This is a genomic window from Streptomyces sp. NPDC002209 (genome assembly GCF_042890265.1).
Lineage (GTDB): Bacteria > Actinomycetota > Actinomycetes > Streptomycetales > Streptomycetaceae > Streptomyces.
This window is the reverse complement of sequence record NZ_JBIARX010000004.1, coordinates 422,736-443,943: the sequence shown is the minus strand read 5'-3', so window position 1 is coordinate 443,943 and position 21,208 is coordinate 422,736. Positions and strand designations below refer to the sequence as shown.

Annotated in this window: 22 protein-coding genes; 13 read left to right on the top strand and 9 right to left on the bottom strand. The window is 73.2% G+C overall.

Annotated features, from left to right (window positions below; genetic code table 11):
• The first annotated feature begins 15 nt into the window (after positions 1–15).
• Both ACFYXK_RS11420 and ACFYXK_RS11415 read left to right on the top strand, forming a co-directional pair.
• On the top strand, positions 16–630 hold the full coding sequence (locus tag ACFYXK_RS11420) for a TetR/AcrR family transcriptional regulator (RefSeq protein WP_389410919.1): 615 nt from the start codon (positions 16–18) through the stop codon (positions 628–630).
• Positions 614–2,251: an isovaleryl-CoA dehydrogenase gene (locus ACFYXK_RS11415; RefSeq protein ID WP_389410918.1), complete on the top strand. Its 1,638-nt coding sequence runs from the start codon at positions 614–616 to the stop codon at positions 2,249–2,251. The genes ACFYXK_RS11420 and ACFYXK_RS11415 overlap by 17 nt, the downstream gene beginning before the upstream one ends.
• 125 nt (positions 2,252–2,376) lie before the next feature.
• Here the strand turns inward: ACFYXK_RS11415 and ACFYXK_RS11410 are convergent, their stop codons facing one another.
• Entirely contained in the window at positions 2,377–2,898 is a 522-nt protein-coding gene (locus ACFYXK_RS11410; RefSeq protein ID WP_389410917.1) for a DUF3995 domain-containing protein, read from the bottom strand.
• A 66-nt stretch (positions 2,899–2,964) separates the two neighbouring features.
• Here ACFYXK_RS11410 and ACFYXK_RS11405 point away from each other — a divergent pair, with 66 nt between their 5' ends.
• Positions 2,965–3,555, top strand: coding sequence for a TetR/AcrR family transcriptional regulator (locus ACFYXK_RS11405; RefSeq protein WP_389410916.1), 591 nt, complete (start codon positions 2,965–2,967; stop codon positions 3,553–3,555).
• Positions 3,556–3,616: 61 nt separating this feature from the next.
• On the opposite strand, the gene ACFYXK_RS11400 is transcribed toward ACFYXK_RS11405, so the two are convergent.
• Positions 3,617–4,201, bottom strand: a complete 585-nt coding sequence (locus tag ACFYXK_RS11400) for a TetR family transcriptional regulator (RefSeq protein ID WP_389410915.1) — start codon at positions 4,199–4,201, stop codon at positions 3,617–3,619.
• Between the two features lie 98 nt (positions 4,202–4,299).
• Between ACFYXK_RS11400 and ACFYXK_RS11395 the strand changes: the two genes are divergently transcribed.
• Both ACFYXK_RS11395 and ACFYXK_RS11390 read left to right on the top strand, forming a co-directional pair.
• Complete coding sequence (locus tag ACFYXK_RS11395) at positions 4,300–5,283, top strand: aldo/keto reductase (protein WP_389410914.1); 984 nt, start codon at positions 4,300–4,302, stop codon at positions 5,281–5,283.
• 166 nt (positions 5,284–5,449) lie between these two features.
• Positions 5,450–6,601, top strand: a complete 1,152-nt coding sequence (locus tag ACFYXK_RS11390; RefSeq protein ID WP_389410913.1) for a S8 family peptidase — start codon at positions 5,450–5,452, stop codon at positions 6,599–6,601.
• 22 nt (positions 6,602–6,623) lie between these two features.
• On the opposite strand, the gene ACFYXK_RS11385 is transcribed toward ACFYXK_RS11390, so the two are convergent.
• On the bottom strand, positions 6,624–8,039 hold the full coding sequence (locus tag ACFYXK_RS11385) for an amidase (protein ID WP_389410912.1): 1,416 nt from the start codon (positions 8,037–8,039) through the stop codon (positions 6,624–6,626).
• Between the two features lie 122 nt (positions 8,040–8,161).
• Between ACFYXK_RS11385 and ACFYXK_RS11380 the strand changes: the two genes are divergently transcribed.
• The gene (locus tag ACFYXK_RS11380) at positions 8,162–8,764 is read left to right on the top strand and encodes a TetR/AcrR family transcriptional regulator (RefSeq protein ID WP_389410911.1); all 603 of its coding nucleotides are present in this window, start codon (positions 8,162–8,164) and stop codon (positions 8,762–8,764) included.
• Positions 8,765–8,838: 74 nt separating this feature from the next.
• Positions 8,839–9,126 carry a DUF6225 family protein gene (locus ACFYXK_RS11375; protein WP_389410910.1) on the top strand — a complete coding sequence of 96 codons (288 nt, stop codon included), beginning with the start codon at positions 8,839–8,841 and terminating at the stop codon, positions 9,124–9,126.
• On the opposite strand, the gene ACFYXK_RS11370 is transcribed toward ACFYXK_RS11375, so the two are convergent.
• Positions 9,074–10,006 (bottom strand): alpha/beta fold hydrolase, encoded by a 933-nt coding sequence (locus ACFYXK_RS11370; RefSeq protein WP_389410909.1) that lies wholly within the window; start codon positions 10,004–10,006, stop codon positions 9,074–9,076. The genes ACFYXK_RS11375 and ACFYXK_RS11370 overlap by 53 nt on opposite strands.
• 67 nt (positions 10,007–10,073) lie before the next feature.
• On the opposite strand from ACFYXK_RS11370, the gene ACFYXK_RS11365 reads away from it, so the two are divergent.
• The 5 genes from ACFYXK_RS11365 (at position 10,074) to ACFYXK_RS11345 (ending at position 16,455) form a co-directional block, all read left to right on the top strand.
• Positions 10,074–10,526 (top strand): MarR family winged helix-turn-helix transcriptional regulator, encoded by a 453-nt coding sequence (locus ACFYXK_RS11365; protein WP_389410957.1) that lies wholly within the window; start codon positions 10,074–10,076, stop codon positions 10,524–10,526.
• A 238-nt stretch (positions 10,527–10,764) separates the two neighbouring features.
• Positions 10,765–12,408 (top strand): glutamate synthase subunit beta, encoded by a 1,644-nt coding sequence (locus tag ACFYXK_RS11360; protein ID WP_389410908.1) that lies wholly within the window; start codon positions 10,765–10,767, stop codon positions 12,406–12,408.
• 77 nt (positions 12,409–12,485) lie between these two features.
• On the top strand, positions 12,486–14,501 hold the full coding sequence (locus ACFYXK_RS11355; RefSeq protein WP_389410907.1) for a prolyl oligopeptidase family protein: 2,016 nt from the start codon (positions 12,486–12,488) through the stop codon (positions 14,499–14,501).
• A 126-nt stretch (positions 14,502–14,627) separates the two neighbouring features.
• Positions 14,628–15,914 carry an MFS transporter gene (locus ACFYXK_RS11350; protein WP_389410906.1) on the top strand — a complete coding sequence of 429 codons (1,287 nt, stop codon included), beginning with the start codon at positions 14,628–14,630 and terminating at the stop codon, positions 15,912–15,914.
• 106 nt (positions 15,915–16,020) lie between these two features.
• Positions 16,021–16,455: a hypothetical protein gene (locus ACFYXK_RS11345; protein ID WP_389410905.1), complete on the top strand. Its 435-nt coding sequence runs from the start codon at positions 16,021–16,023 to the stop codon at positions 16,453–16,455.
• Here the strand turns inward: ACFYXK_RS11345 and ACFYXK_RS11340 are convergent.
• The 3 genes from ACFYXK_RS11340 to ACFYXK_RS11330 all read right to left on the bottom strand — a co-directional run bounded on the left by ACFYXK_RS11340 (position 16,452) and on the right by ACFYXK_RS11330 (position 17,924).
• Positions 16,452–16,649 (bottom strand): hypothetical protein, encoded by a 198-nt coding sequence (locus ACFYXK_RS11340; RefSeq protein WP_389410904.1) that lies wholly within the window; start codon positions 16,647–16,649, stop codon positions 16,452–16,454. The genes ACFYXK_RS11345 and ACFYXK_RS11340 overlap by 4 nt on opposite strands.
• Positions 16,650–16,739: 90 nt before the next feature.
• The gene (locus ACFYXK_RS11335; protein ID WP_389410903.1) at positions 16,740–17,393 is read right to left on the bottom strand and encodes a hypothetical protein; all 654 of its coding nucleotides are present in this window, start codon (positions 17,391–17,393) and stop codon (positions 16,740–16,742) included.
• Between the two features lie 111 nt (positions 17,394–17,504).
• Positions 17,505–17,924, bottom strand: coding sequence for a hypothetical protein (locus tag ACFYXK_RS11330; RefSeq protein ID WP_389410902.1), 420 nt, complete (start codon positions 17,922–17,924; stop codon positions 17,505–17,507).
• 158 nt (positions 17,925–18,082) lie between these two features.
• On the opposite strand from ACFYXK_RS11330, the gene ACFYXK_RS11325 reads away from it, so the two are divergent.
• On the top strand, positions 18,083–18,475 hold the full coding sequence (locus ACFYXK_RS11325) for a RidA family protein (RefSeq protein WP_389410901.1): 393 nt from the start codon (positions 18,083–18,085) through the stop codon (positions 18,473–18,475).
• Positions 18,476–18,559: 84 nt separating this feature from the next.
• On the opposite strand, the gene ACFYXK_RS11320 is transcribed toward ACFYXK_RS11325, so the two are convergent.
• Positions 18,560–19,393 (bottom strand): S1 RNA-binding domain-containing protein, encoded by an 834-nt coding sequence (locus tag ACFYXK_RS11320; protein ID WP_389410900.1) that lies wholly within the window; start codon positions 19,391–19,393, stop codon positions 18,560–18,562.
• A 129-nt stretch (positions 19,394–19,522) separates the two neighbouring features.
• Complete coding sequence (locus tag ACFYXK_RS11315; RefSeq protein ID WP_389410899.1) at positions 19,523–20,905, bottom strand: YncE family protein; 1,383 nt, start codon at positions 20,903–20,905, stop codon at positions 19,523–19,525.
• Between the last annotated feature and the right edge of the window lie 303 nt (positions 20,906–21,208).

The window sequence follows — 21,208 nt, the reverse complement described above, 5'->3', positions numbered from 1 at the left end:
TGCTTCAATCCTTCCATGCCCTACCGTCGCCCCCCAGCCGTACAGGCCCGCCTCGACGCCCGGCGCGACCGGGTGCTCGAGGCAGCCGTGCGCCTCCTCTCCCGTGAGGGGTACGGCGGCTGCTCGGTCGCCGCGATCGCGGCCGAAGCCGGAATCTCCACCGGCAGCGTGTACCAGTCGTTCTCCGGCAAGTCCGAGCTGGCCGCCGCTCTCTTCCGGACCCTCGTGGCCCGCGAGCTGGATGCGGTCGCCGCCGCGACGGACCGCCCGGGAGGTGCGGCGCAGCGGGTGGCCGCCGCCGTCGAGACCTTCGCCCACCGTGCGCTGCAGGCACCGCGCCGGGCCTTCGCCCTGCTCGCGGAGCCCGCCGACCCCGCCGTCGACACCGAACGCCTCGTCTTCCGCCGGGCGTTCCGCGACGTGTACGCCGCACAGATCGCCGCAGGCGTGGCCACCGGGGAACTCCCGCCGCAATCGCCCGAGTTGACGGCTGCCGCACTCGTCGGAGCGATCGCCGAAGCACTCGTCGGCCCGCTGGCCGACGGGGACGCGGCCCCGGGGGACGTCATCCCCGGCCTGATCACCTTCACCCTGCGTGCCCTTGGAGGACACGATGCCGCAGACGCATGAGGTCACCAACCAGGTTCCCCCGCACCACGGTTACGACGCGGCCGCCGACCCGGCCCTGCTGGAGGCGGTCGCCCGCGAAGGCGCCGCATGGGCGATACCCGAGATCCACCGCCTCGGCGTCCTCGCCGGCGGCGAACAGGCCGCGGAGTGGGGCCGCGTGGTCAACGAGAATCCGCCGGTGCTGCGTACCCACGACCGCTACGGTCACCGCATCGACGAGGTGGAGTTCCACCCGTACTGGCACGAGCTGATGGGCACCGCCGTCTCCCACGGGCTGCACGCCGCGCCCTGGGCGGACGACCGGGCCGGGGCGCACGTCGCGCGGGCCGCGAAGTTCCTCGTGTGGGGCCAGGTCGAGGCGGGCCACTCCTGCCCGGTCTCCATGACGTACGCCGCCGTACCCGCGCTGCGCGCGACCCCGGACCTCGCCGGTTGGCTGGAGCCGCTGCTCGCCTCCCGGACGTACGACTTCGGGCTGCGCCGGCCGGACACCAAGCAGGGCCTGATCGCGGGCATGTCGATGACCGAGAAGCAGGGCGGCTCCGACGTTCGCGCCAACACCACGACCGCCGTCCCGGCCCCGGACGGCACCTACCGGCTGACCGGGCACAAGTGGTTCACCTCCGCGCCCATGTCGGACGTCTTCCTGACGCTGGCGCAGGCGCCGGGAGGGCTGTCCTGCTTCCTGCTCCCGCGGGTGCTGCCGGACGGCAGCCGCAACCGCCTGCTGCTGCAGCGGCTCAAGGACAAGCTCGGCAACCGGTCCAACGCCTCCGCCGAGATCGAGTACGACGAGGCCTTCGGCTGGCTGGTGGGGGAGGAGGGGCGCGGCGTCGCGACCATCATCGAGATGGTCAACATGACCCGCCTCGACTGCGTGCTCGGCGGGGCGTCCGGCATGCGGCTCGGTGTCATCCGTGCCGTCCACCACGCCACCCACCGGCGGGCGTTCGGCAAGGCGCTGATCGACCAGCCCCTGATGCGCAACGTCCTCGCGGACCTCGCCCTCGAATCCGAGGCGGCGACGGCGGTCGCCCTCCGTCTCGCGGGCGCCACGGACCGGGTCGCGCAGGGCAACCAGGACGAGGCGCTGCTGCGCCGGCTGGGGCTGGCCGTCACCAAGTACTGGGTCTGCAAGCGCGCCCCCGGGCATGCCGCCGAAGCCCTCGAATGCCTGGGCGGCAACGGGTACATCGAGGACTCCGGCATGCCGCGGCTCTACCGGGAGGCCCCGCTGTCGTCGATCTGGGAGGGCTCCGGGAACGTGGCCGCCCTGGACTCGCTGCGGGCCATGGCCCGGCAGCCCGAGACCGTCGAGGCCTTCTTCGAGGAGGTCGGCCGGGCGGCGGGGGCCGACCGGCATCTGGACGCGGCGGTGGCCGGTCTCCAAAAGCAGCTGGCCGACCCCGCCGAAGCCGAGTACCGGGCCCGGCAGCTCACGGAGACGATGGCCCTCGCCTTCCAGGCGTCGCTCCTGCTGCGCCACGCCCCGGACGCGGTGGCGGGGGCCTTCTGCGCCTCCCGCCTGGGCGGCGAGCACGGCGGCGCGTACGGCACCCTGCCGACGGGCGTGGACACGGAAGCCATTCTGGCCCGGGCCAGGACCGTGGCCGCGGTGTGATGCCGGTGCGCTGACCTGCACTGACGTGCGTTGGTGCACGGGCTGCGGCGCGGGTCCCCGCCGGACGGCGCGGGCCCCGCGCCCCCAGTCGTGCGGCGGCCCTTCGCCGCCGCCGCGCCCGCCGGTCAGGCGCGGCGCCGCCGGGTGCGCAGGGCCACGTACCCACTGAGCCCGCCCAGCGCGACGCACAGCGGCGAGTACAGCAGCAGGTCCCAGTGGCGGAACTCGGGCGGTGCGGACCCCAGGCCGAGCCCCGAAGCCGCCAGACCGCCGAGTCCGCGTGCCGCCAGTACTCCGGACACCGTCCACAGCCCGGCCCGTACCGGCCGCGACCGGCCGAACCGGCTCGCCGGCCGGGCCCCGGTCACCACCAGCCCGGCGGCGGCGCCCAGCAGGCCGGCCACGGCGAGCGTCAGCGGCCCGGACGGCAGTTGCGCCTCCTCCACGCCGACCACCACGGCCGCGAATTCGGCCCGCGAGGCCAGCGGCCACGGGGAGAACACCCACACCGCGTGCAGGGCCCCCGCCGCGAGCAGCCCCCCGGCCGCGACCGCCGCCGCAGCGCGTACCGCGGCGCCCGCCCCCTCCGCGCGGACCTCCGCGGCCGCGTTTTCCCCTGCACCGACACCCCTGATCGTGGTGCTCATGCCGTCACCCCTCTCCCCGGTTCCATACACCTCTGTATGGATTTTCCGTACAGTACTGTACGGAACATGGCCAAGGGGAGAGTCACCAAGGACGACTGGACGATGGCGGCGCTGCGCGCGCTGGCCCGCGGCGGGCTGTCCGCGGTGGCGGTGGACGTACTGGCCCGCGAACTCGCGGTCTCGCGCGGCAGTTTCTACTGGCACTTCGAGAACCGGGAGGCCCTGCTCGTGGCGGCCCTGGAGGCGTGGGAGCGGCACGCCACCGCGGAGGTCATCACGGCCGTCCGGGAAGAAGCCGATCCGTGGACGCGGGCGCGGGCGCTGTTCGCGGTCGCTCTGGGCACCGAGGAGATCGCCGGGCTGGAACCCGCCCTCGTCGCGCACACCGCCCACCCGGCGGTCGCCGAGGTCGTCGCCCGGGTCACCCGGACCCGGCTCGACTTCCTGGCCGAGATCTTCGGGGGAGTGGGTTTCGGGCCGCAGGAGTCCCGCCACCGCGCCCTCGCCGGGTACGCCGCCTACCTGGGCTGGCTGGAACTGCGCCGGACCGCCCCCGACACGGCCCCCGAGGCGCTGCCGGAAGCCCCGGGCGCGGCGGCGGCCCTCGACCACCTGATCGGCATGATCCTCACGCCCCCGCCGGCGCCGGCCCCGTAGGCCGCGCGACTCCCGTCCCGGTGGGCGAGGAGTCTTGTCGGGATGCCGCGACCGACACCCCCTAGGCCGGGTCCCGCGGAGCCGTGATGCGGCGTACGGCCTCGACCACCGCCGCGCGGTGCCGGGCCAGCCGCTCCGGCGCCCAGCCGGTGCCCGAGTCGCCCGCGGCGGGTCCGCCCACCGCGCCGAACCAGGCCTGGGACAGGCCCATCACGAGCGTGAGGACGTCGGCGGGGTCCAGTGCGGCGTCGACGCGCCCCGCCCGCTGCGCCTCCTCCACCACCGCGATCTTGCCGCGGTAGGAGTCCGCCTCCGTGTCCGTGACGCCGGGCCGCTCCAGCTGCTTCCACACCACGAGCCGCATCAGTGACGGCTGCGCGATGAGGTGGTCGAAGACGGCGCCCGCGTACCCCGGCAGGTCTTCGGCGCTGAACGGGACGGACTCCGATCCCGTCTCCAGCGCGCGTTGGAGCACGGCGTCGAAGAGCTGCTCCTTGTTGCCGTAGTAGACGTAGATGAGCCGCTTGTTCGCCTGCGCGGCCTCGGCGATGCGGTCGACCCGCGCGCCGGCGATGCCGTACGCGGCGAATTCGGAGAAGGCCGCGTCGAGCAGGCGTGCCTTGGTCGCGCTGGAATCCCGTGCCATGGGGCGAAGCCTAGCAAGTAACTATCTGGTTATTGACATGCGGCGCGAGCCGGGTGCATAGTCAAACTATCCAGTTAGTTACTTACGGAGGAAGCACCATGGAGATGCGCGCACTGGGCGGTCGGGGACTCGAGGTCGGCGTCGAAGGCCTCGGCCTGATGGGCATGAGCGCCCACTACGGAGCCACCGACGAGACCGAGTCCCTGGCCACCATCGACCGCGCCCTGGAGCTGGGCGTCACGCTGCTCGACACCGCCGAGGGCTACGGCCCGTTCCTGAACGAACAGCTCCTCGGCAAGGCGCTGGCCGGCCGCCGCGAAGCCGCCGTGATCGCCACGAAGACGGGGGTCGAGTTCACCGACGAGGGTGTGCTGCGCGGCCACAACGGGACCCCCGAGTACATCCGCAGCTCGGCCGACCGCTCCCTGCGCCACCTCGGCACGGACCACATCGACCTGTACTACCTGCACCGCGTCGACCCGGACGTCCCGATCGAGGAGAGCGTCGGGGCCATGGCCGAACTGGTCGCCGCCGGCAAGGTCCGCCACATCGGCCTGTGCGAGGCGGCGCCCGCCACGATCGCCCGCGCCCACGCCGTGCACCCGCTGGCCGCCGTACAGACCGAGTACAGCCTCTTCGAGCGGGGCATCGAACACGACGGCGTCCTCGACACCCTGCGCGATCTCGGCATCGGGCTCGTCGCGTACTCGCCGCTCGGCCGGGGCTTCCTGTCGGGCGCGATCACCACCCCGGACGATTTCGCGGCGGACGACTTCCGCCGTACGGACCCCCGTTTCCTGGGCGAGAACTTCGACCGCAACCTGGCCGTCGTCGACCGGGTCCGACGGCTCGCCGCGGACAAGGGGGTCACCCCCTCGCAGCTGGCCCTGGCCTGGACCCTGCGCCGGGGCGCGGTCCCGATCCCGGGCACGAAGCGCCGCCGCTACCTGGAGGAGAACGTCGCCGCCACCGCGGTGACGATCACCGACGCCGACCTGGCCGCCATCGACGAAGTCGCCCCGCACGGGGTCGTCTCGGGCGACCGCTACGCCCCGGAGCTGATGAAGACCCTGAACGGGTGACCGTGGCGGGCCCGGGACGGCGGCGGCCCGGATGACGCACCGGAGGACGGGGACACGGTCCGGCCGGACCGGACCGCCGCGCAATCGCGCCGGGCGGCAACCGGAGGGGTGGCGCGGGCGTCTCCAGCCTCGGCGGCGCGGTGCCGCACGGCGACAGGGGTGGGTCATGGGACGCGGGCGCAGCAGCAGGGTGATGCTCGGAGCAGTCGTGGCACTGGCGGCGCTGGGGGTTTCGGCGTGCTCCCCGGAGGAGGCGCCCGGGCCCGGCGGTGCTGCGGGGGCCGGTGCCGCATCTCCGTCCGTCGCGCCGTCCGCCACGCCGCTGCCCACCGGCGCTCCGCCGGGCAGCCCCCGGCCGTCGGGTGCGCCGTCGGGTGCGCCGTCCGGCCCGGCGGCGGCAAAGCCCGTCGTACGCACCGGAGTTCCGTGGAACCTCGACCGCCTCGACCAGCGCACCCGCCCGCTCGACGGGAAGTTCACCTCGCGCGCCGACGGGACCGGCGTGCACGTCTACGTGATCGACACCGGACTCGACGTCAAGCACGCCGAGTTCGGCGGCCGCGCGGCCCTCGGCGCCGACTTCGTCGGGGATCCGGACGCCGGCGACTGCTTCGACGGCGGCGGACTGGGCCACGGCACGTTCGTCGCGGGCATCATCGGCGGCGCCACGTACGGCGTCGCCCCGAAGTCGGACATCGTGCGCGTCCAGGGCATCGCCTGCGAGGAAGGCAGCGGCCCGCACACCAAGGACACCTCCCCGAGCACGGGCACCGCGCCGGAGGACTCCGTCGTCAAGGCCGTGGAATGGGTGACCGCCCACGCCCGGCGCCCGGCCGTGGTGAACATGTCCCTCAACCTCAAGAACCGTTCCGCGGCCGTCGACACCGCCGTCCAGCACATGGTCGAAGCGGGGATCACCACGGTCGTCGCCGCCGGGAACTTCAACGACGACGCCTGCGGTCACTCCCCGGCCGGCGCCCACGGCGCGATCGTCGTGGCCGCCGCCACCGCCGACGACCGCCACTGGACCGACGGGGACGCATTCGGCTCCGGGTACGGCCGCTGCGTGGACCTCTACGCCCCCGCCGAGAAGATCACCTCCGCGCTCGCGGGCGGCTCCACCGCCACCAGCGAAGACGGCGCCACCTCGTGGGCCGCCCCGCACGTCACCGGCGTCGCCGCCCTCTACCTCTCCGCACATCCCACCGCGACGCCCGCCCAGGTCCGCAGCTGGCTCACCGCGCAGGCCGTACGCGACGTCCTGACCGGCGTCCCGGCCGAGACCCCCAACCGGCTGCTCCACACCGGGGGCCTCTGACGCCCCGGGCCGGGGCCCGACCTCATCCGCGCGGGTCCACGGGCGTGAGGACCCCGAGCCGGTCCTCGACCGCCTGCGCGGCGTCCAGGCACAGGTCCTCCCGGAACGCCCGCCCGACGATCTGGACCCCGCACGGCAGCCCGTCGGCCACCCCCGTCGGCACGGCCACCGCCGGCACGCCCACGAAGCTGGTCACGCTGCACAGGCGCATGCCCGCCGCCACCCGGTCGCGGCCCGCCCCGTCGCGCGATTCCAGCCCGGGCTCGACCGGCGGCTCGGTGAACACCGGGCCGAGCAGCAGCGGGTACTCGTCCAGGAATTCGGCCCATGAGCGGCGGATGTTCAGCCAGTTGCCCATCAGCTGCACGAGCTCGTCCGCGCTCGCGGGCGGGGTCCGCTCCATCGCCATCGCGATGTACCGGTCCCCGCCCGGCCCGAGCAGCGTGCGCACCACCGGCCAGCTCGGGGCGAACTCGGTCACGGTGATCCGGCCGTAGGCCTCGAGCGCCTCGGCCATGCGCGGTACGTCCGCCACCTCGCGCACGTCGTACCCGGCGTCCCGCAGCGCGGCCGCGGCAGCCTCCACGGCCCCCCGTACCGCAGGGTGGACGCCCTGCCCGCCCGGGTCCGCCACCACGGCGACCTTCACCGGCCCGGGCAGCGGTTCCCCGTAGAGGGGCACCGGTACCGCCCGCGGGTCGCGCGGATCGGTCCCGGCCAGCACCTCGTACGCCAGCCGCAGGTCTCCCACCGACCGCGCCAGCGGCCCGTCGGTGACGAGCATCTGGGACGCCGGGCCCGGGTCGTCCGGGCCGAGCACGCGGTGGTCCGCCGGGAACCGGCCGGTGGACGGCTTGAGCCCCGCCACACCGCAGAACTGGGCCGGGATGCGCACCGATCCGCCCGAGTCGTTGCCGAGTCCGAGCGCCGCCATGCCCGTGGCGACGGCCACCGCATCGCCCCCGCTGCTGCCGCCCGGGGTCCGGCTGCGGTCCCACGGGTTGACCGTGTCGCCGAACAGCTCGCTGCGGGTGTGCATCCCGGCCAGGATCAGGGTCGGCACGTTGCCGTGCCCGATCGGGACCGCTCCCGCCGCGCGCAGCCGTGCCACCGGGGGAGCGTCGGCCGGTGCCACCAGATCGCGGAAGCGCGCGGCACCGAAGGTGGTCGCCACGCCTTCGACGGCGGTGGTCTCCTTCACCGTGAACGGCACACCCGCGAGCGGTCCCAGCACCGCGCCTTCGGCCCGCAGCCGGTCGGTGTGCGCCGCGGCCGCGCGTGCGCGCTCCGCCAAGACCTGAGTGACCGCGTTCACCTGCGGGTTGACCTCCGCGATGCGCGCCAGGTGGCTGTCGACCAGCTCCACGGCCGACACGTCCGCGCGGCGCACCGCCTGCGCCTGTGCGGCGGCCGACATCTTCCACAAGGGATCCGGCATGGCGTGAACCCTCTCCTCTCCACGTTCCGATGCAACTGCATCGGAACACTAACCCGGGAACCGATGCGGCCGCATCGAATAAACTCGCCCGTACGACGGAGGAGCGCGGGAGGAGACCGGGCATGCCCAGGCAGGTGGACCACGAGGGCCGACGCCGCCTCATCGCCGAGGCCGTCTGCCGCCTCGCCGACGAAAGCGGGCTCGAAGGCGTGACCCTGCGCGATGTCGCCGCCCGCGCGCAGGTGTCGATGGGCGCCGTGCAGCGCTGCTTCCGCACCAAGGACGAGATGCTCGTCTTCGCCCTCGGGTACGTCGGCGAGCGCATTGGCGAGCGCGTACGGGCCCGGCTCGTCAGGAGCCCGGCCCAGTCGGCCGGCACCGCCCTGGGCCATGCGGCCACCGAGATCTCCCTGCTGCGCGAGGAGCACCGGGCCGAGGCCAGGGTCTGGCTGGCCTTCGTCGCACAGGCGGCCGTCAGCGAGCCGCTCGCCGAGACGCTGAAGGCCAACTACGCGGCCCTCCAGGAGTCGTTCACGCAGCTCATCGCCGAGGCGGTGGAAGATGCCGACTGCGCCGTACCCCTCGATCCGCAGCGCGAGGCCCGCACCCTCCTCGCCCTCGCGGACGGCCTCACCGCGCACGTCCTCATCGGCCACCTCACCCCGTACGAGGCGCAGGACGTCCTCCACGCGCACCTGGGCGGCCTCTGGACGCACTCCGGGTGACGGTCGTCGCGGATGCGGGAAACCCTCCGGCGCGCCGTGGCCGCGGCACACCCTCCGCGCTCTAATGTCGCGGCATGGCTGACACGTTCGATCACAATCCGCAGGTGTGGACCGCTGGCCGGCTCCGCGAGGCACTGGCTGCGCTGCCCGACGAGACGCCGATCCACATCGGTGTCGCGGACGGCCCCGGGGACTTCGAGGGCTACGGGGAGTACGTCCTCGTGGACGCCGAGCCGGTCGAGGTGGACCTCGACGGCGAGGACGAGGGCGAGGCCGGCCACGGCGGCGAGCCGGGACCCCGCGTCCAGTTCACCTTGTTCGCCGACGCCGCGGCCGGGGCCTACCACCTCGACCTGGACTGACCCCCGGGCCGGCCCAGGGCCGGTCGGCGGCCGTGAGGAACTCGCAGACCAGGCGGTTCGTCTGTTCCGGCGCCGTCGCGGGCAGCGCGTAGTGGGTGAGGTGCGGGAGCGTCTCGATCCGGGCGTGCGGTACGGCCTCGCGGGCTCGGGCCGCGACCCTCTGCGGATCGTGGGCGCCGCTGCGGCCGGCCAGGAGGACCAGCAGCGGGGCGGCGAGCGCCCTGGGGTCCGGGCGGCGGCCGACGATCAGCTTGCGGCCCGCGAAATCCGAGGCCGCCAGGACGAAGAGCCGCTTCCAGTCCGGGTCGGTGTCCGTGCCGGCCGTCTCGCGCTCGAGATGCGCGAGCACGCGTGCCTCCGTCGGACGTACCAGCACGGGCAGTGAGCGCAGCAGGAAACCGGGCCGGTGGCCCGCGAAGCACCGGGTCGGGTCGAGGAGCACCAGCCGGTCGACCCGCTGCGCCGCGTGCAGGGCGTACGTCAGGGCGATCCAGGCACCGTACGAATGGCCCAGCAGGCTGACGCGCCGGGCGCCGAGGCCGTCGAGGAGCGCGTCCAGCCAGGCCATCAGGTCGGCGGTGGTGCGCAGCGGGCGGCCCGCGCGCACGCTGCGGCCGGCGTCGCCGAGGATGTCGACGGCGAGCACCCGGTGGTGCGCGCCGAGCGCTGCGGCGTTGGCGAACCACACGGCGCCGGTGGAGCCGCCGCCGTGCAGGAGGAGGAGCGGAGCGGCCCCGGCGGGCCCGTACGCGTGGACGCGGGTCGTGCCGTACGGGGTGGGGACGTCGATCTCGGCGGTGCCGGCCGGCCACCGGGCGAGCAGTGCGTCGTAAGCGGCGAAGAATGGACGGGATGCGGACACAATGGCCCCCCTGGGCATCGTCTCGTTGACCAATTATCTCGCTCGGCGAGATAGTAGCCGAGTGAGCGATGACGACACCCCCGCCATGCGCCTGGTCCACCTCCTGCGTGCGGTCGCGGTGGAACTCCACCTGCGCGGCGGCGAGTTCGCCGGGCGCAACGGCCTGCACCCGACCGACCTGCGGGCCCTGATCCGGCTGCTCGACGCCGACCGGGCCGGTGAGACCGTCACCCCGGGGCGGCTCGGTGAGGCCCTGAAGCTCAACTCGGCGGGCACCACGGCCCTGCTCGACCGGCTCGAACGGCTCGGCCTGGTCCGCCGCAGTCGCGACGGGCGCGACCGGCGCCGGGTGCTGCTGGTGGTGGAGCCGAAGGCGGTCGAGCTCGGCTGGTCCTTCTTCGGCCCGCTCATCGGAGGCCTGGTCCGTGCGGCCGAGGAGTTCACACCCGATGAACTGGACGTCGTACAGCGCTACTTGACCGCGGCCCTGCATGCCGCGGCGCCCCCCGACGCGCAGCAGGGTCCCGCCCCCGGGTGAAGCCGGCCGGCCGCGGGGAAACCCCTGGGCGCGCGGGAGCCGGGAAGCCGGGGTACCGGGACGGGCCCCCGGCACCCCGGCGGCGTACGCGGCCCCCGGAGGCCGGGCACACCCCGTGGCCCGACGACCCCGGGCGGTTCCCGGCGGCCACCGCTGCATTCCTCGCCACCCCGGCAGCCCGGAACCCGGCGTAGCCTGGTCTGACCGCCGTATCCGCCTGTGACCAGGGAGGCGGCGTATGACCGACCCGTACGGCTTCCTCCGGACCCCCCGGAACCCCGTCCCGTCCCGCCCCGCCGACCAGCGGCTCGGCGACTGGCGCGAGGTGCACGCCGGGCAGACGCTGCTGCCCCTGGTGTCCGAGCAGGCGAACCGCTGCATGGACTGCGGCGTCCCCTTCTGCCACGGAGGCTGCCCGCTGGGCAACCTCATCCCCGAGTGGAACGCGTACGCCGCGCACGGCGACTGGCGGGCCGCGGCCGAGCGGCTGCACGCCACCAACAACTTCCCCGAGTTCACCGGCCGGCTCTGTCCGGCCCCCTGCGAGGACGCCTGCGTCCTGGCGATCAACGCCGATCCGGTGACCATCAAGAACGTCGAGCAGACCATCGCCGACCAGGCCTGGGAGCTCGGGTACACCCCGCCGGCACCGCCCGGCCGCCTCAGCGGGCAGACCGTCGCCGTCATCGGCTCCGGCCCGGCCGGGCTCGCCACGGCCCAGCAGCTGACCCGGGCCGGGCACACCGTCGTCGTCTACGAACGGGACGACCGCATCGGCGGTCTGCTCCGCTACGGCATCCCCGCGTTCAAGATGGAGAAGACGCACCTGGACCGGCGGATCGCCCAGATGCAGGCGGAAGGCACGGTCTTCCGCACGGGCGCGGACATCGGCGGCCGGACATCGGCGGCCGACATACGGCGGCGCCATGACGCGGTCGTCGTCGCCGTCGGGGCCGCGGAGCGCCGGGAGCTGGCCGCGCCGGGCCGCGAGCTGCACGGCATCCACCAGGCCATGGACTACCTGACCTGCGCCAACCGGGTCGGCGAGGGAGACCTGGCGGAACCCGGGATCACGGCCGAGGGCCGGCACGTGGTGATCGTCGGCGGCGGGGACACCGGCTCGGACTGCCTGGGCACCGCCCTGCGGCAGGGAGCGCTGTCGGTGGTCCAGCTCGACATCCGCCCCGAACCCGGACCGGAGCGGCCCGAAGGGGAGCCCTGGCCGCTGGTGCACCCGCAGGTGTACCGGATCTCCCACGCCCACGAGGAGGCGCGCGGACGCCACGGCACCGATCCCCGGCTCTTCTCCAGCGCGACCATGCACTTCGAGGGCGATGCGGCAGGCCGGGTGCGCGCCCTGCACCTGACCGCCGTCGAACCCGCCGGGAGGAGGCCGATGCCGGGCACCGAGCGGGTGCTGGAGGCCGGGCTGGTCCTGCTGGCGCTCGGTTTCTCGGGTCCCGAGCGGGCCTGCGGGCTCGCCGAGCAGCTCGGGCTCACCCGGGACGGCCGCGGCAACTTCGCCCGGGACGCGGACTTCGCGGCCCTCGGCGAGCCGCCGCCGTCGCCCCCGGACGGCTCGTCGTCGGGTGGTTCGCCGCCGGGCGGGTCGGGCGGGGCAGCCCCGCAGGTCAGGACGCCGCCCTGGGCCGAGGCGCCGGCCCCGGGCGTGCCGCCGACGTGGGGCAAGCCTCCGGAGCGGCCGTTCCGGCGCCGGCCCGACGGGGTCTTCGTGGCCGGTGACGCCGGGCGCGGACAGTCCCTGGTGGTGTGGGCCATCGCCGAGGGCCGGGCGGCGGCCGCCGCCGTGGACCGTTACCTCACCGGCTCGACGGCCCTGCCCGCCCCCGTCGGCGCCCACGACCGGCCCCTGTCGGCATGACCGGCCCTCCACCGGCCACCGGACCCCGGTAGCCCGACGCGGCTCCGGCGGGTCCCGCGGGGCTGCACAATCATGGGGTGACTGTTGAAGATCGTTTCCTGTGGCTGGAAGACGTCGAGGGCGAGGCCGCGCTGGCCTGGGTGGGGGAGCGGAACGCCGAGACCGCCGCCGCGCTCACCGGCGACCCGCGCTTCGAGCCGCTGCGCGCCGAGCTGCGCGAGGCCCTCGACGACGCCGACCGCATCCCGTACACCGTCCGCCGCGCCGCGCACCTCTACAACTTCTGGCGGGACGCGGAGCGCCCCAAGGGCGTGTGGCGGCGTACGACGCTCGAGCAGTACCGCAAGGACGACCCCGCCTGGGAGGTGCTCCTCGACATCGACGCGCTCGCGGCGCAGGAGGGCGAGGAGTGGGTGTGGGCCGGCGCCCGGGTGCGCCACCCCGACTACCGGCGGGCGCTGGTCCAGCTCTCCCGGGACGGCTCCGACGCCGTCGTGGTCCGCGAGTTCGACCTCGAGGACCGCGCCTTCGTCGAGGGCGGCTTCGAGGTCGCGGAGGCGAAGACCCGGATCGGCTGGATCGACGAGGACACCGTCTTCCTCGGCACCGACTTCGGGCCGGGCTCGCTGACCGCATCCGGCTATCCCCGTACGGTCCGGCGCTGGCGCAGGGGCACCGCCCCGGCGGACGCCGAGCTCGTCTTCGAAGCCGAGACCGGGGACGTGGCCGCCTCCGGCTGGCACGACGCCACCCCCGGCTACGAGCGCGACTTCGTCTCCCGCTCCACCGACTTCTTCCACGACGAGCTCCACCTCCTCGCCGACGGCGACCGGCTCGTCAGGATCGACGTGCCGGACGACGCCGGGAAGTACGCGTACCGGCAGTGGCTGATCGTCACCCCGAAGACCCCGTGGCTGGGACATCCGGCCGGCTCGCTCCTCGCCTTCCGCTTCGAGGAGTTCCTCGCCGGGGACCGCACCGCGCACGTGCTGTTCGCGCCGGACGAGCGCACCGCCCTGGCCGGGCACAGCTGGACCCGCCACCACCTGATCCTGGAGACGCTGGCCGACGTCGCGACCCGCATCGAGGTCCTCACCCCCGGCCCGGACGGCTGGAGCCGCCGGCCGCTGGCGGACGTGCCGGCGCTGTCCTCGGCGACCGTCACCGACACCGACCCGGACGTCAGCGACGAGTACTTCCTCAACGTCGACGGCTTCCTGCAGCCCTCCACGCTCGCGTACGGGCACATCGGCGCCGACTCCGAGCCGCTCAAGCAGGCCCCCGCCCGCTTCGACGCCCGCGGACTGTCGGTCCGGCAGTTCTTCGCGACCTCCGCCGACGGCACGCAGGTCCCGTACTTCGTCGTCGGCCCGGCCGGCCAGGACCGGCCGGGGCCCGCGCTGCTCTACGGGTACGGCGGCTTCCGGGACCAGCAGACCCCGTACTACAGCCCGGTCACCGGCCGCGCCTGGCTCGCCCGCGGCGGTACGTACGCGGTCGCCAACATCCGCGGCGGCGCCGAATACGGCCCCGCCTGGCACCGGGCCGCCCTCGGCGCGAACCGGGTACGGGCCTTCGAGGACTTCGCCGCCGTCGCCGCCGACCTCACCGCCCGGGGCATCACCACCCCCGGGCAGCTCGGCATCACGGGCGCCAGCAACGGCGGCCTGCTCATGGGCGCCATGCTCGTCCGCCACCCGGAGCTGTTCGGCGCGGTCGTCGCCAAGGTGCCCCTGCTCGACATGCTCCGCTACCACCGGCTGCTCGCCGGGGCGTCCTGGGTCGCCGAGTACGGGGACCCGGACAGCGAAGCCGACCGGCCCCACCTCGAGGCCCTCTCCCCGTACCACAACCTGTCCGCGGACCGGCCGTACCCGCCCCTGCTCCTGATGACCTCCACCCGCGACGACCGCGTCCACCCCGGCCACGCCCGCAAGACGGCCGCCCGGCTGCGGGAACTGGGCCACCGGGTGCTGTTCCACGAGAACACCGGCGGCGGTCACGGCGGAGCCAGCGACAACGAACAGGCGGCCGCCAACCAGGCCCTCGCGTACACCTTCCTGTGGCAGCACCTGGGAGCGGAAACGACATGAGGTGAAGTGATGGGGTGAGGTGATGACGTGAGGTGAGGTGGTGCGGTGGGGGGACGCGAGGTGCGGGGCCCGGGCACGGGAAAATCCGTTGCCCGGGCGGGAGCCGGTCACGCACGATGATCCGCTGTGAGTACCGCCCGTTCGTCCCGCTTGCTTCCCGACCTCTCCCCCTGGCGTTCCAGCCGTGATTTCCGGCTGCTCTTCTTCCAGGGCGCCGTCACGTTCTTCACGTCCTTCATGGCGATGATCGCCCTCCCCCTCCAGATCAAGCACCTGACGGACTCGCCGTTCGCCGTCGGCGCGATGGGCGCGGTGGAACTCGTCCCGCTGGTGGTCTTCGGCCTGTACGGCGGAGCCCTCGCCGACGCGATCGACCGGCGGCGGATGATCCTGCTGAGCGAGGCCGGGCTCGGGGTGCTGGCCCTCGTCCTGCTCGTGAACGCCCTGCTGCCGAACCCGCTGCTGTGGCCCCTGTACGTCGTCGCGGCCGGCGTCTCGGCGCTGGCCGGGCTCCAGCGCCCGGCCCTGGACTCGATGATGGCCCGGATCGTGCCGCACGAGCAGCAGACCGCGGCCGCCGCGCTCAACGCGCTGCGCTACCAGATCGGCGCCATCGCCGGACCGGCGCTCGCCGGACTGGTCGTCGCCTACGCCGGCTACCCGGCGGCCTACGCCGTCACCGTCTGCGGCTTCGTGCTGTCCGTCCTGCTGTGCACCCGGCTGACCCCGGCGCCGCCGTCGCCCGACGCGGACCGGCCCTCGCTGCGCGGGATCGCCGAGGGGGCGCGCTACGCGTGGAGCCGGCCGGTGCTGCTGGGCACGTACGCGGTGGACCTCGCGGCGATGTTCTTCGCCTTCCCGAACACGATCTTCCCCTTCCTCGCGGACGAGCTCGACGCGGTGTGGGCGCTGGGCCTGATGTACTCCGCGGGCGCCGTGGGCTCCCTGGTCCTCGGAATGACCAGCGGCTGGACCTCGCGGGTGCGCAGGCACGGCCTCTTCGTGGTCTTCGGAGCCGTGGTCTGGGGCGCGGCGATCGCGGGGGCGGGCTGGTTCGCCGACATCCGGGTGGTGCTGGCGTGCCTGGCGGTGGCCGGGGCCGGCGACATGCTGAGCGGCCTGGGCCGGGCGACGATCTGGAACCAGACCATCCCCGAGGAACTGCGCGGGCGGCTGGCCGGCATCGAGGTGCTGTCGTACAGCGTGGGCCCGCAGCTGGGCCAGGTCCGCGCGGGCAGCGTGGCGGGCTGGACGGGCACCCGGCCGGCCTTCTGGAGCGGCGGCCTGATGTGCGTGGCGGCGGTGGCAGCCCTGTCCGTACTGCTGCCGAAGCTGGTGACGTACGACGCGGACACGGACGAGGACGCGCTGCGGCGCCGCGAGGCGAAGCGCGCGGACCGGCTGGCGGCCTGACCCGTCCCGTCGTGACGAAACGGTCATGGTCCGGTCATTCTGCGCGCATGCGTGCAGCGGAGGGTGGAGACGAACGGGAACGCGAGCGGCAGCTGAGGAGGACCGGATGAAGAAGGGTGTGCAGCGGACGGCCGTGACGGTGGCCGTGGCCCTGGCCGCCGGAGCCCTGTCCGCGTGGATCGCCGTCGCGGGTGACGGCGACGGGCTGAACGTGACCGCGGCGAGCCGCTTCGCATCCGGGTACGCGCCGTACGCACTCATCGTGGTCGCCGTCGCGGCCACCGCCCCCACGGCAGTGCATGCCGTGCTCCGCGCCGTGCTCTCCCAGCTGCTGATGATCTGGGGCTACTACACCTGGGGCCCGATGATCACCTTCGACCGGACGCCCACGCAGGCCGTGCACTACGCACAGGAGTGGGCGCTGGTCGCCGTCACGGCCGTTCCGGGGGCGGCGCTCGGGACGTACGGGCTGGTCCGCGGCGTCAGACGGCTCGCCGCCCCCCGCCTGCCCGTGAACCCCGCGCCGAGGGAGACGGCCTAGCCCGTCGGCCTGAACCGGGTCGGCGGGTGGGGGGCCGGGCGGGCCGCAGCCCGGTCGGAGGGTTCCGGCGGGGTCTTCGGGCCGACGGCGTACTGGTTCTCGACGAGGTGCTCGTAGATCTCGAAGTCGACGGCCTGCCACCGCCCCATGTCTCCGTGGACGGCCCGGAACTGGGCCGGAGTCGGACTGGTCACTGTTCTCACCTCTCCCGTCAAGGGTGCGGGATCGCAGGTCGTCCTGCACGCCGTACGGACTGGGCCGTACGGGTGACGGCGGGGCCGGCTCTACGGGGCGGGGACGGCGTCGGCCGAGAGGCCGGCGAGATGCAGTGCGCGGTGCACGGCGGGCAGGTCCCAGTCCTCGTCCCGGCCACCGTTCCCGGTCTCGGCGACCAGCAGGTCCAGCGCCCCGGGCGTCAGCCGGTAGTGCTCCGCGGCCTCCAGCAGCCCCTTCGCGGCCGGCCCGTGGCCGGCCAGCAGCCAGAGGAGCTTCTCACTGTCCACGAAACGGCTCATTCCACAGTCCAGGCCGTCGTCCTCGAGGCTCTCGGGGTAGGGCGCGCGGGCCCAGGCGCCGTTCTCGTACCAGTAGACGCAGCCCAGCTCCCAGCCTTCGAGCAGGCCGCGCAGGGTCTCGTACGGGAGCCAGTCCGGGGCCTGCGCCAGCATGTCGACGGGGGGCTCGTGCCACTTGACGCCGCTCGACTCGTCCTCGCCGTAGAGCACGAAACGACCCTGGCCCATCCGGGCCAGGGTCCACCACGTGCAGCCGGAGTCGTCGAGATGGAGCCCGGCGCCGTCGATCCAGTGGCCGGTGCGGTGGACCCCGTGGCTCTCCGCCTCGGTGGTCGCCTCGAGTACCGCGACGAACGCCCACCGCGCCCAGAGCAGTTCCGCCGCGGGCAGGTCTCCGGGCCGGCCCGGCCGGTGAATCGTCATGCTGTCTCTGCTCCCCTTGCCGGTGACACGCGCCTACCGCCTACCGGAAGGATCGTATCGGCAGTCAGCGCGGCGCCGGAGCACCGGAGTTCGGCTGACGCCGTCACACCGTCAGGGCTTCGCCGTCCGCGGGACGTCGGTGCACAGGGCCCAGATGACGAACACGCCGATGGCGATGGCGATGATCGACCAGAGTGGCTGGTACGGCAGCCACATGAAGTGCAGGATCACGTAGAGGCTGGTCAGGGCGATACCGGCGATACGGCCGGCCTCCCAGCCCTTGAGGATCGCCGCGCCGGCGCCGACCACGAGGATGCCGACGATGAGATGGATCCAGCCCCACGCCGTCAGGTCGAACTTGAAGGTGTAGTTGCCGATGCGCTGGTACACCTCGTCGTTGGCGATGGCGACGATGCCTTCGATGATGCCGAAGATACCGGTGATGATCATCACGACGCCCGCGAACGTCGTACCGCCCGATGCCCAGGCTCTGCTGGTAGCGCTCGGCGTCGTACTCGGCGTGCTGCTCATTGCGCCGCCTCTCTCTCGAGTGCGGGACCCAGGTCTCCGTGACGCACCGGTCCCGCAACCCATCGTGCGCACCCATCGCGCGGCGCGCACGTCGGGGAGCCGACGCCGGCCGACCCCGGGGGGCCTGCCCGCCGGCGCCGCTCTGGAAGGATGACGCCATGACACGTGATCGGCAGATGGTCAGCTCCGGGTCCCCTCTCGAACCGCAGATCGGCTTCTCCCGAGCGGTTCGGTCGGGCGAGTACGTCGCCGTTGCCGGGACCGCACCCATCGGGGACGACGGCGCCACCGTGGGAACAGGCGACGTGTATGCCCAGACGGTGCGCTGCCTGGACATCGCCGAACGCGCGCTGAAGGAGGCGGGCGCCGAACTGGGGCACGTCGTGCGAACCCGCGTCATGCTCACGGACATCGAGCAGTGGACGGAGGCTGCGCGAGCGCACGGCGAGCGATTCGCATCCATCCGTCCCGCGTGCACGTTCGTCGAGGTGTCCCGCTTCATCGACCCCGCATGGCTCGTCGAAGTCGAAATCGACGCCGTCGTGGACTGAGCCGACTTGACCGGCGGTTCCCCCTGCTCTGCCCGCCCGTGCCCGACGCCGAGAAAGGCCCCCGCGCGAGCAAAGGCGCAGGACTCAGCGAAGGTCAGGTGCAACCCGGCGACGGGAGAGGGACAGCCTGCGTCGCTCGCGGTCGACTTCGGTGATGACGACCGACACCTCGTCGCCGACCTGGACGACTTCCTCGGGAGTGCTGACGGGTGTCTCTGCCAGCTCCTGAAGGTGGACCATCCCCTCGATGTCGTCGGCGACCCGGACGAAAGCGCCGAACGGGACCAGCTTCGTGACCCGCCCATGCATGGTCTGGCCCACCACGGTGCTGTCCGCGAACACCTGGAACGGATCCGGCTGAGTCGCTCGCACGGACAGCCTGGCCTCTCCGTTCCACGTGTCGAAGTAGAGGAACTCGCCCGAGACGCGCTGTCCGATCCGGACGATGTCCGATGCCGCTTCGAAGCGCCGCCAGGACAGTTCGGGGATCGTGATGAACCCGACGCCTGGGAAGACCGGGTGGGCCGGGCCTTCGTCCAACGCCACGAACACGCCGAACCGCTCGATGGCGGCGACTGTGCCGGAGAGGAGTTCGCCAGGGCGAAGGGAACTCAGGAACTTCCAGAGCTCCGGGCTCTCGGCGGCGGCCATCGACAACCAGGCGATGCCCTCATCCGGATCGACGGCCACGACCTCGCCGGTTATTCGCTGGCCGACCTGCACAGCCCCGGCCGCACGCCCCCGCCAGGACAGTCCCAAGTGGCCGACCATTCCCAGCGGACGCCGCGGAAATCCATCCAGGGTCACCGCCACCCCTCGCGACCGTGTGACCTCTGTTGCGGTCCCACTGCAGAGGTCGCCGACGCGGATCGAGGCCAAGAAGTCCCGGCAGTCTTGATCGTCCAGCTCAGAGCTCATGCCGCCCAGCCTCTCATCCGGAACCGTGCGCAGACCCAGAGGCGGAAAGGATCTGCCTGATCCTGCCTCGAGTACGGCAGGCCTGGCGACCGGGTTGTTGCGCCTGATCAGTGGCCGGGCTGAAGGAATTCAGTGGCTGTGCCGGATGGTGGGAAGGGCGGGCGAAGTCATGGGGGCCTGCGTCAGAGCGTGGGTGCTGCTGTCGTCGGGCTGGTCCCCCTCGTGGTGGGGTTCGCCGTGGTGGTGCTGCGTGCAGACGGTGGCGGTGGACGGGCCGTGGGTGTCGTCGCCGGCGAAGGTGGCGGTGTAGCAGGCTTCGTCGTCATACCTGTGCGGGACCTTGCAGAAGGTATGGCCCCTGCTGTCCGTCGTGTCGGTGCACAGGGAGGTGGAGTCGGTGGTGAACGCGATCCGCTTGCCCTCCACGGGCTCGCCTCCGGCGGTCAGCCTGGCCTTCAGGGTGCGGTCGCCGCCGGCCAGGACCCCCGGCCCGTCCTTGCCCTTCCCTTCCTTCTCCTCGGCCTTCAGCGTCAGTGTGGTCGCAATCCGCGGCTGCTCCAGCACGGGGATGGTCGCGATCGCCACGCCGACGGGGCCGTCGCCGACGTCGACGGTGGCGGCGACGGTATGGGTGGCGGTGTCGATCACCGACACGGTGTCCGAGCCGACGTTGGTGACGTAGACGCGGGAGGTGTCCGGAGTGACCGCCACGCCCTGGGGGAGGGCGCCGACGGGAATGGTGGCGGTGACGGTGTTGGTGGCGGAGTTGATCACCGACACGGTGCCCGGCGAGGTGGCGTTGGTGACGTAGACGTTGGCGCCTCCGACCAGGGCGGCCGCCACCCCCAAGGGGGAGTCGCCGACGTCGACGGTGGCGTCGACGGTGTTGCCGGTGGTGTCGATCACCGACACCGTGGCGTCATTGGTGTTGGTGACGTAGGCGGAGTCCGGATTGACCGCCACACCTTGGGGGAAGGTGCCGACGTCGACGGTGGCGGTGACGGTATGGGTGGCGGTGTCGATTACGGACACGGTGTTCGATCCGGCATTGGCGACGTAGACGCTGAATCCCACCGCCACACCACGAGGGGCCTCGCCGACGTCGACGGTGGCGGCGACGGTGTTGGTGGAGGTGTCGATCACCGACACGCTGCCGCCGATGGAGTTGGTGACGTAGGCGCGGGTGCCGTCCGGGGTGATCGCCACCCCGCGGGGTCCCCTGCCGACGTCGATGGTGGCGGTGACGGTGTTGGTGGCGGTACTGATCACCGACACGGTGGTGCCGTTGGAGTTGGTGACGTAGGCGCGGGTGCCGTCCGGGGTGACCGCCACCCCCTCAGGGCCGCTGCCGACGTCGATGGTGGCCGTGACGGTGTCGGTGGCCGTGTCGATCACCGACACGGTGCCTGCCGCGTTGTTGGTGACGTAGGCGAGGGTTCTGGTCAGCGCGGCGGCGGGTGTTGCCGCGGCGAGGGGGACGACCATCCCGGCCAGTACCGCCAGCCCGGTCACCCAGGACCGCAACAGCGTCCACCAGGAAGCCCGGGCCCCTCGGCTTCGCCGCGCATTCCCCTGTTCCGACGCCGCCGATACCGCACTACCCGACATCACAACCTCCTGCAGTGCACGACACCGAAGTGGCGTTGCCGTGGGCCACGAGCGATGCGCTGACAGGCATGTCAGGGTCGGCCGCGGCGCTGATGATCGCCGCAGCCGACGCTAACGCCGCCCCTCGCCCGCGCCTGCTCAACACCCGTGAAGGCGGGCTGTGCGGACGAGCGGATACCCCCGACGGGCTACGTGGGCTCCGGCGAG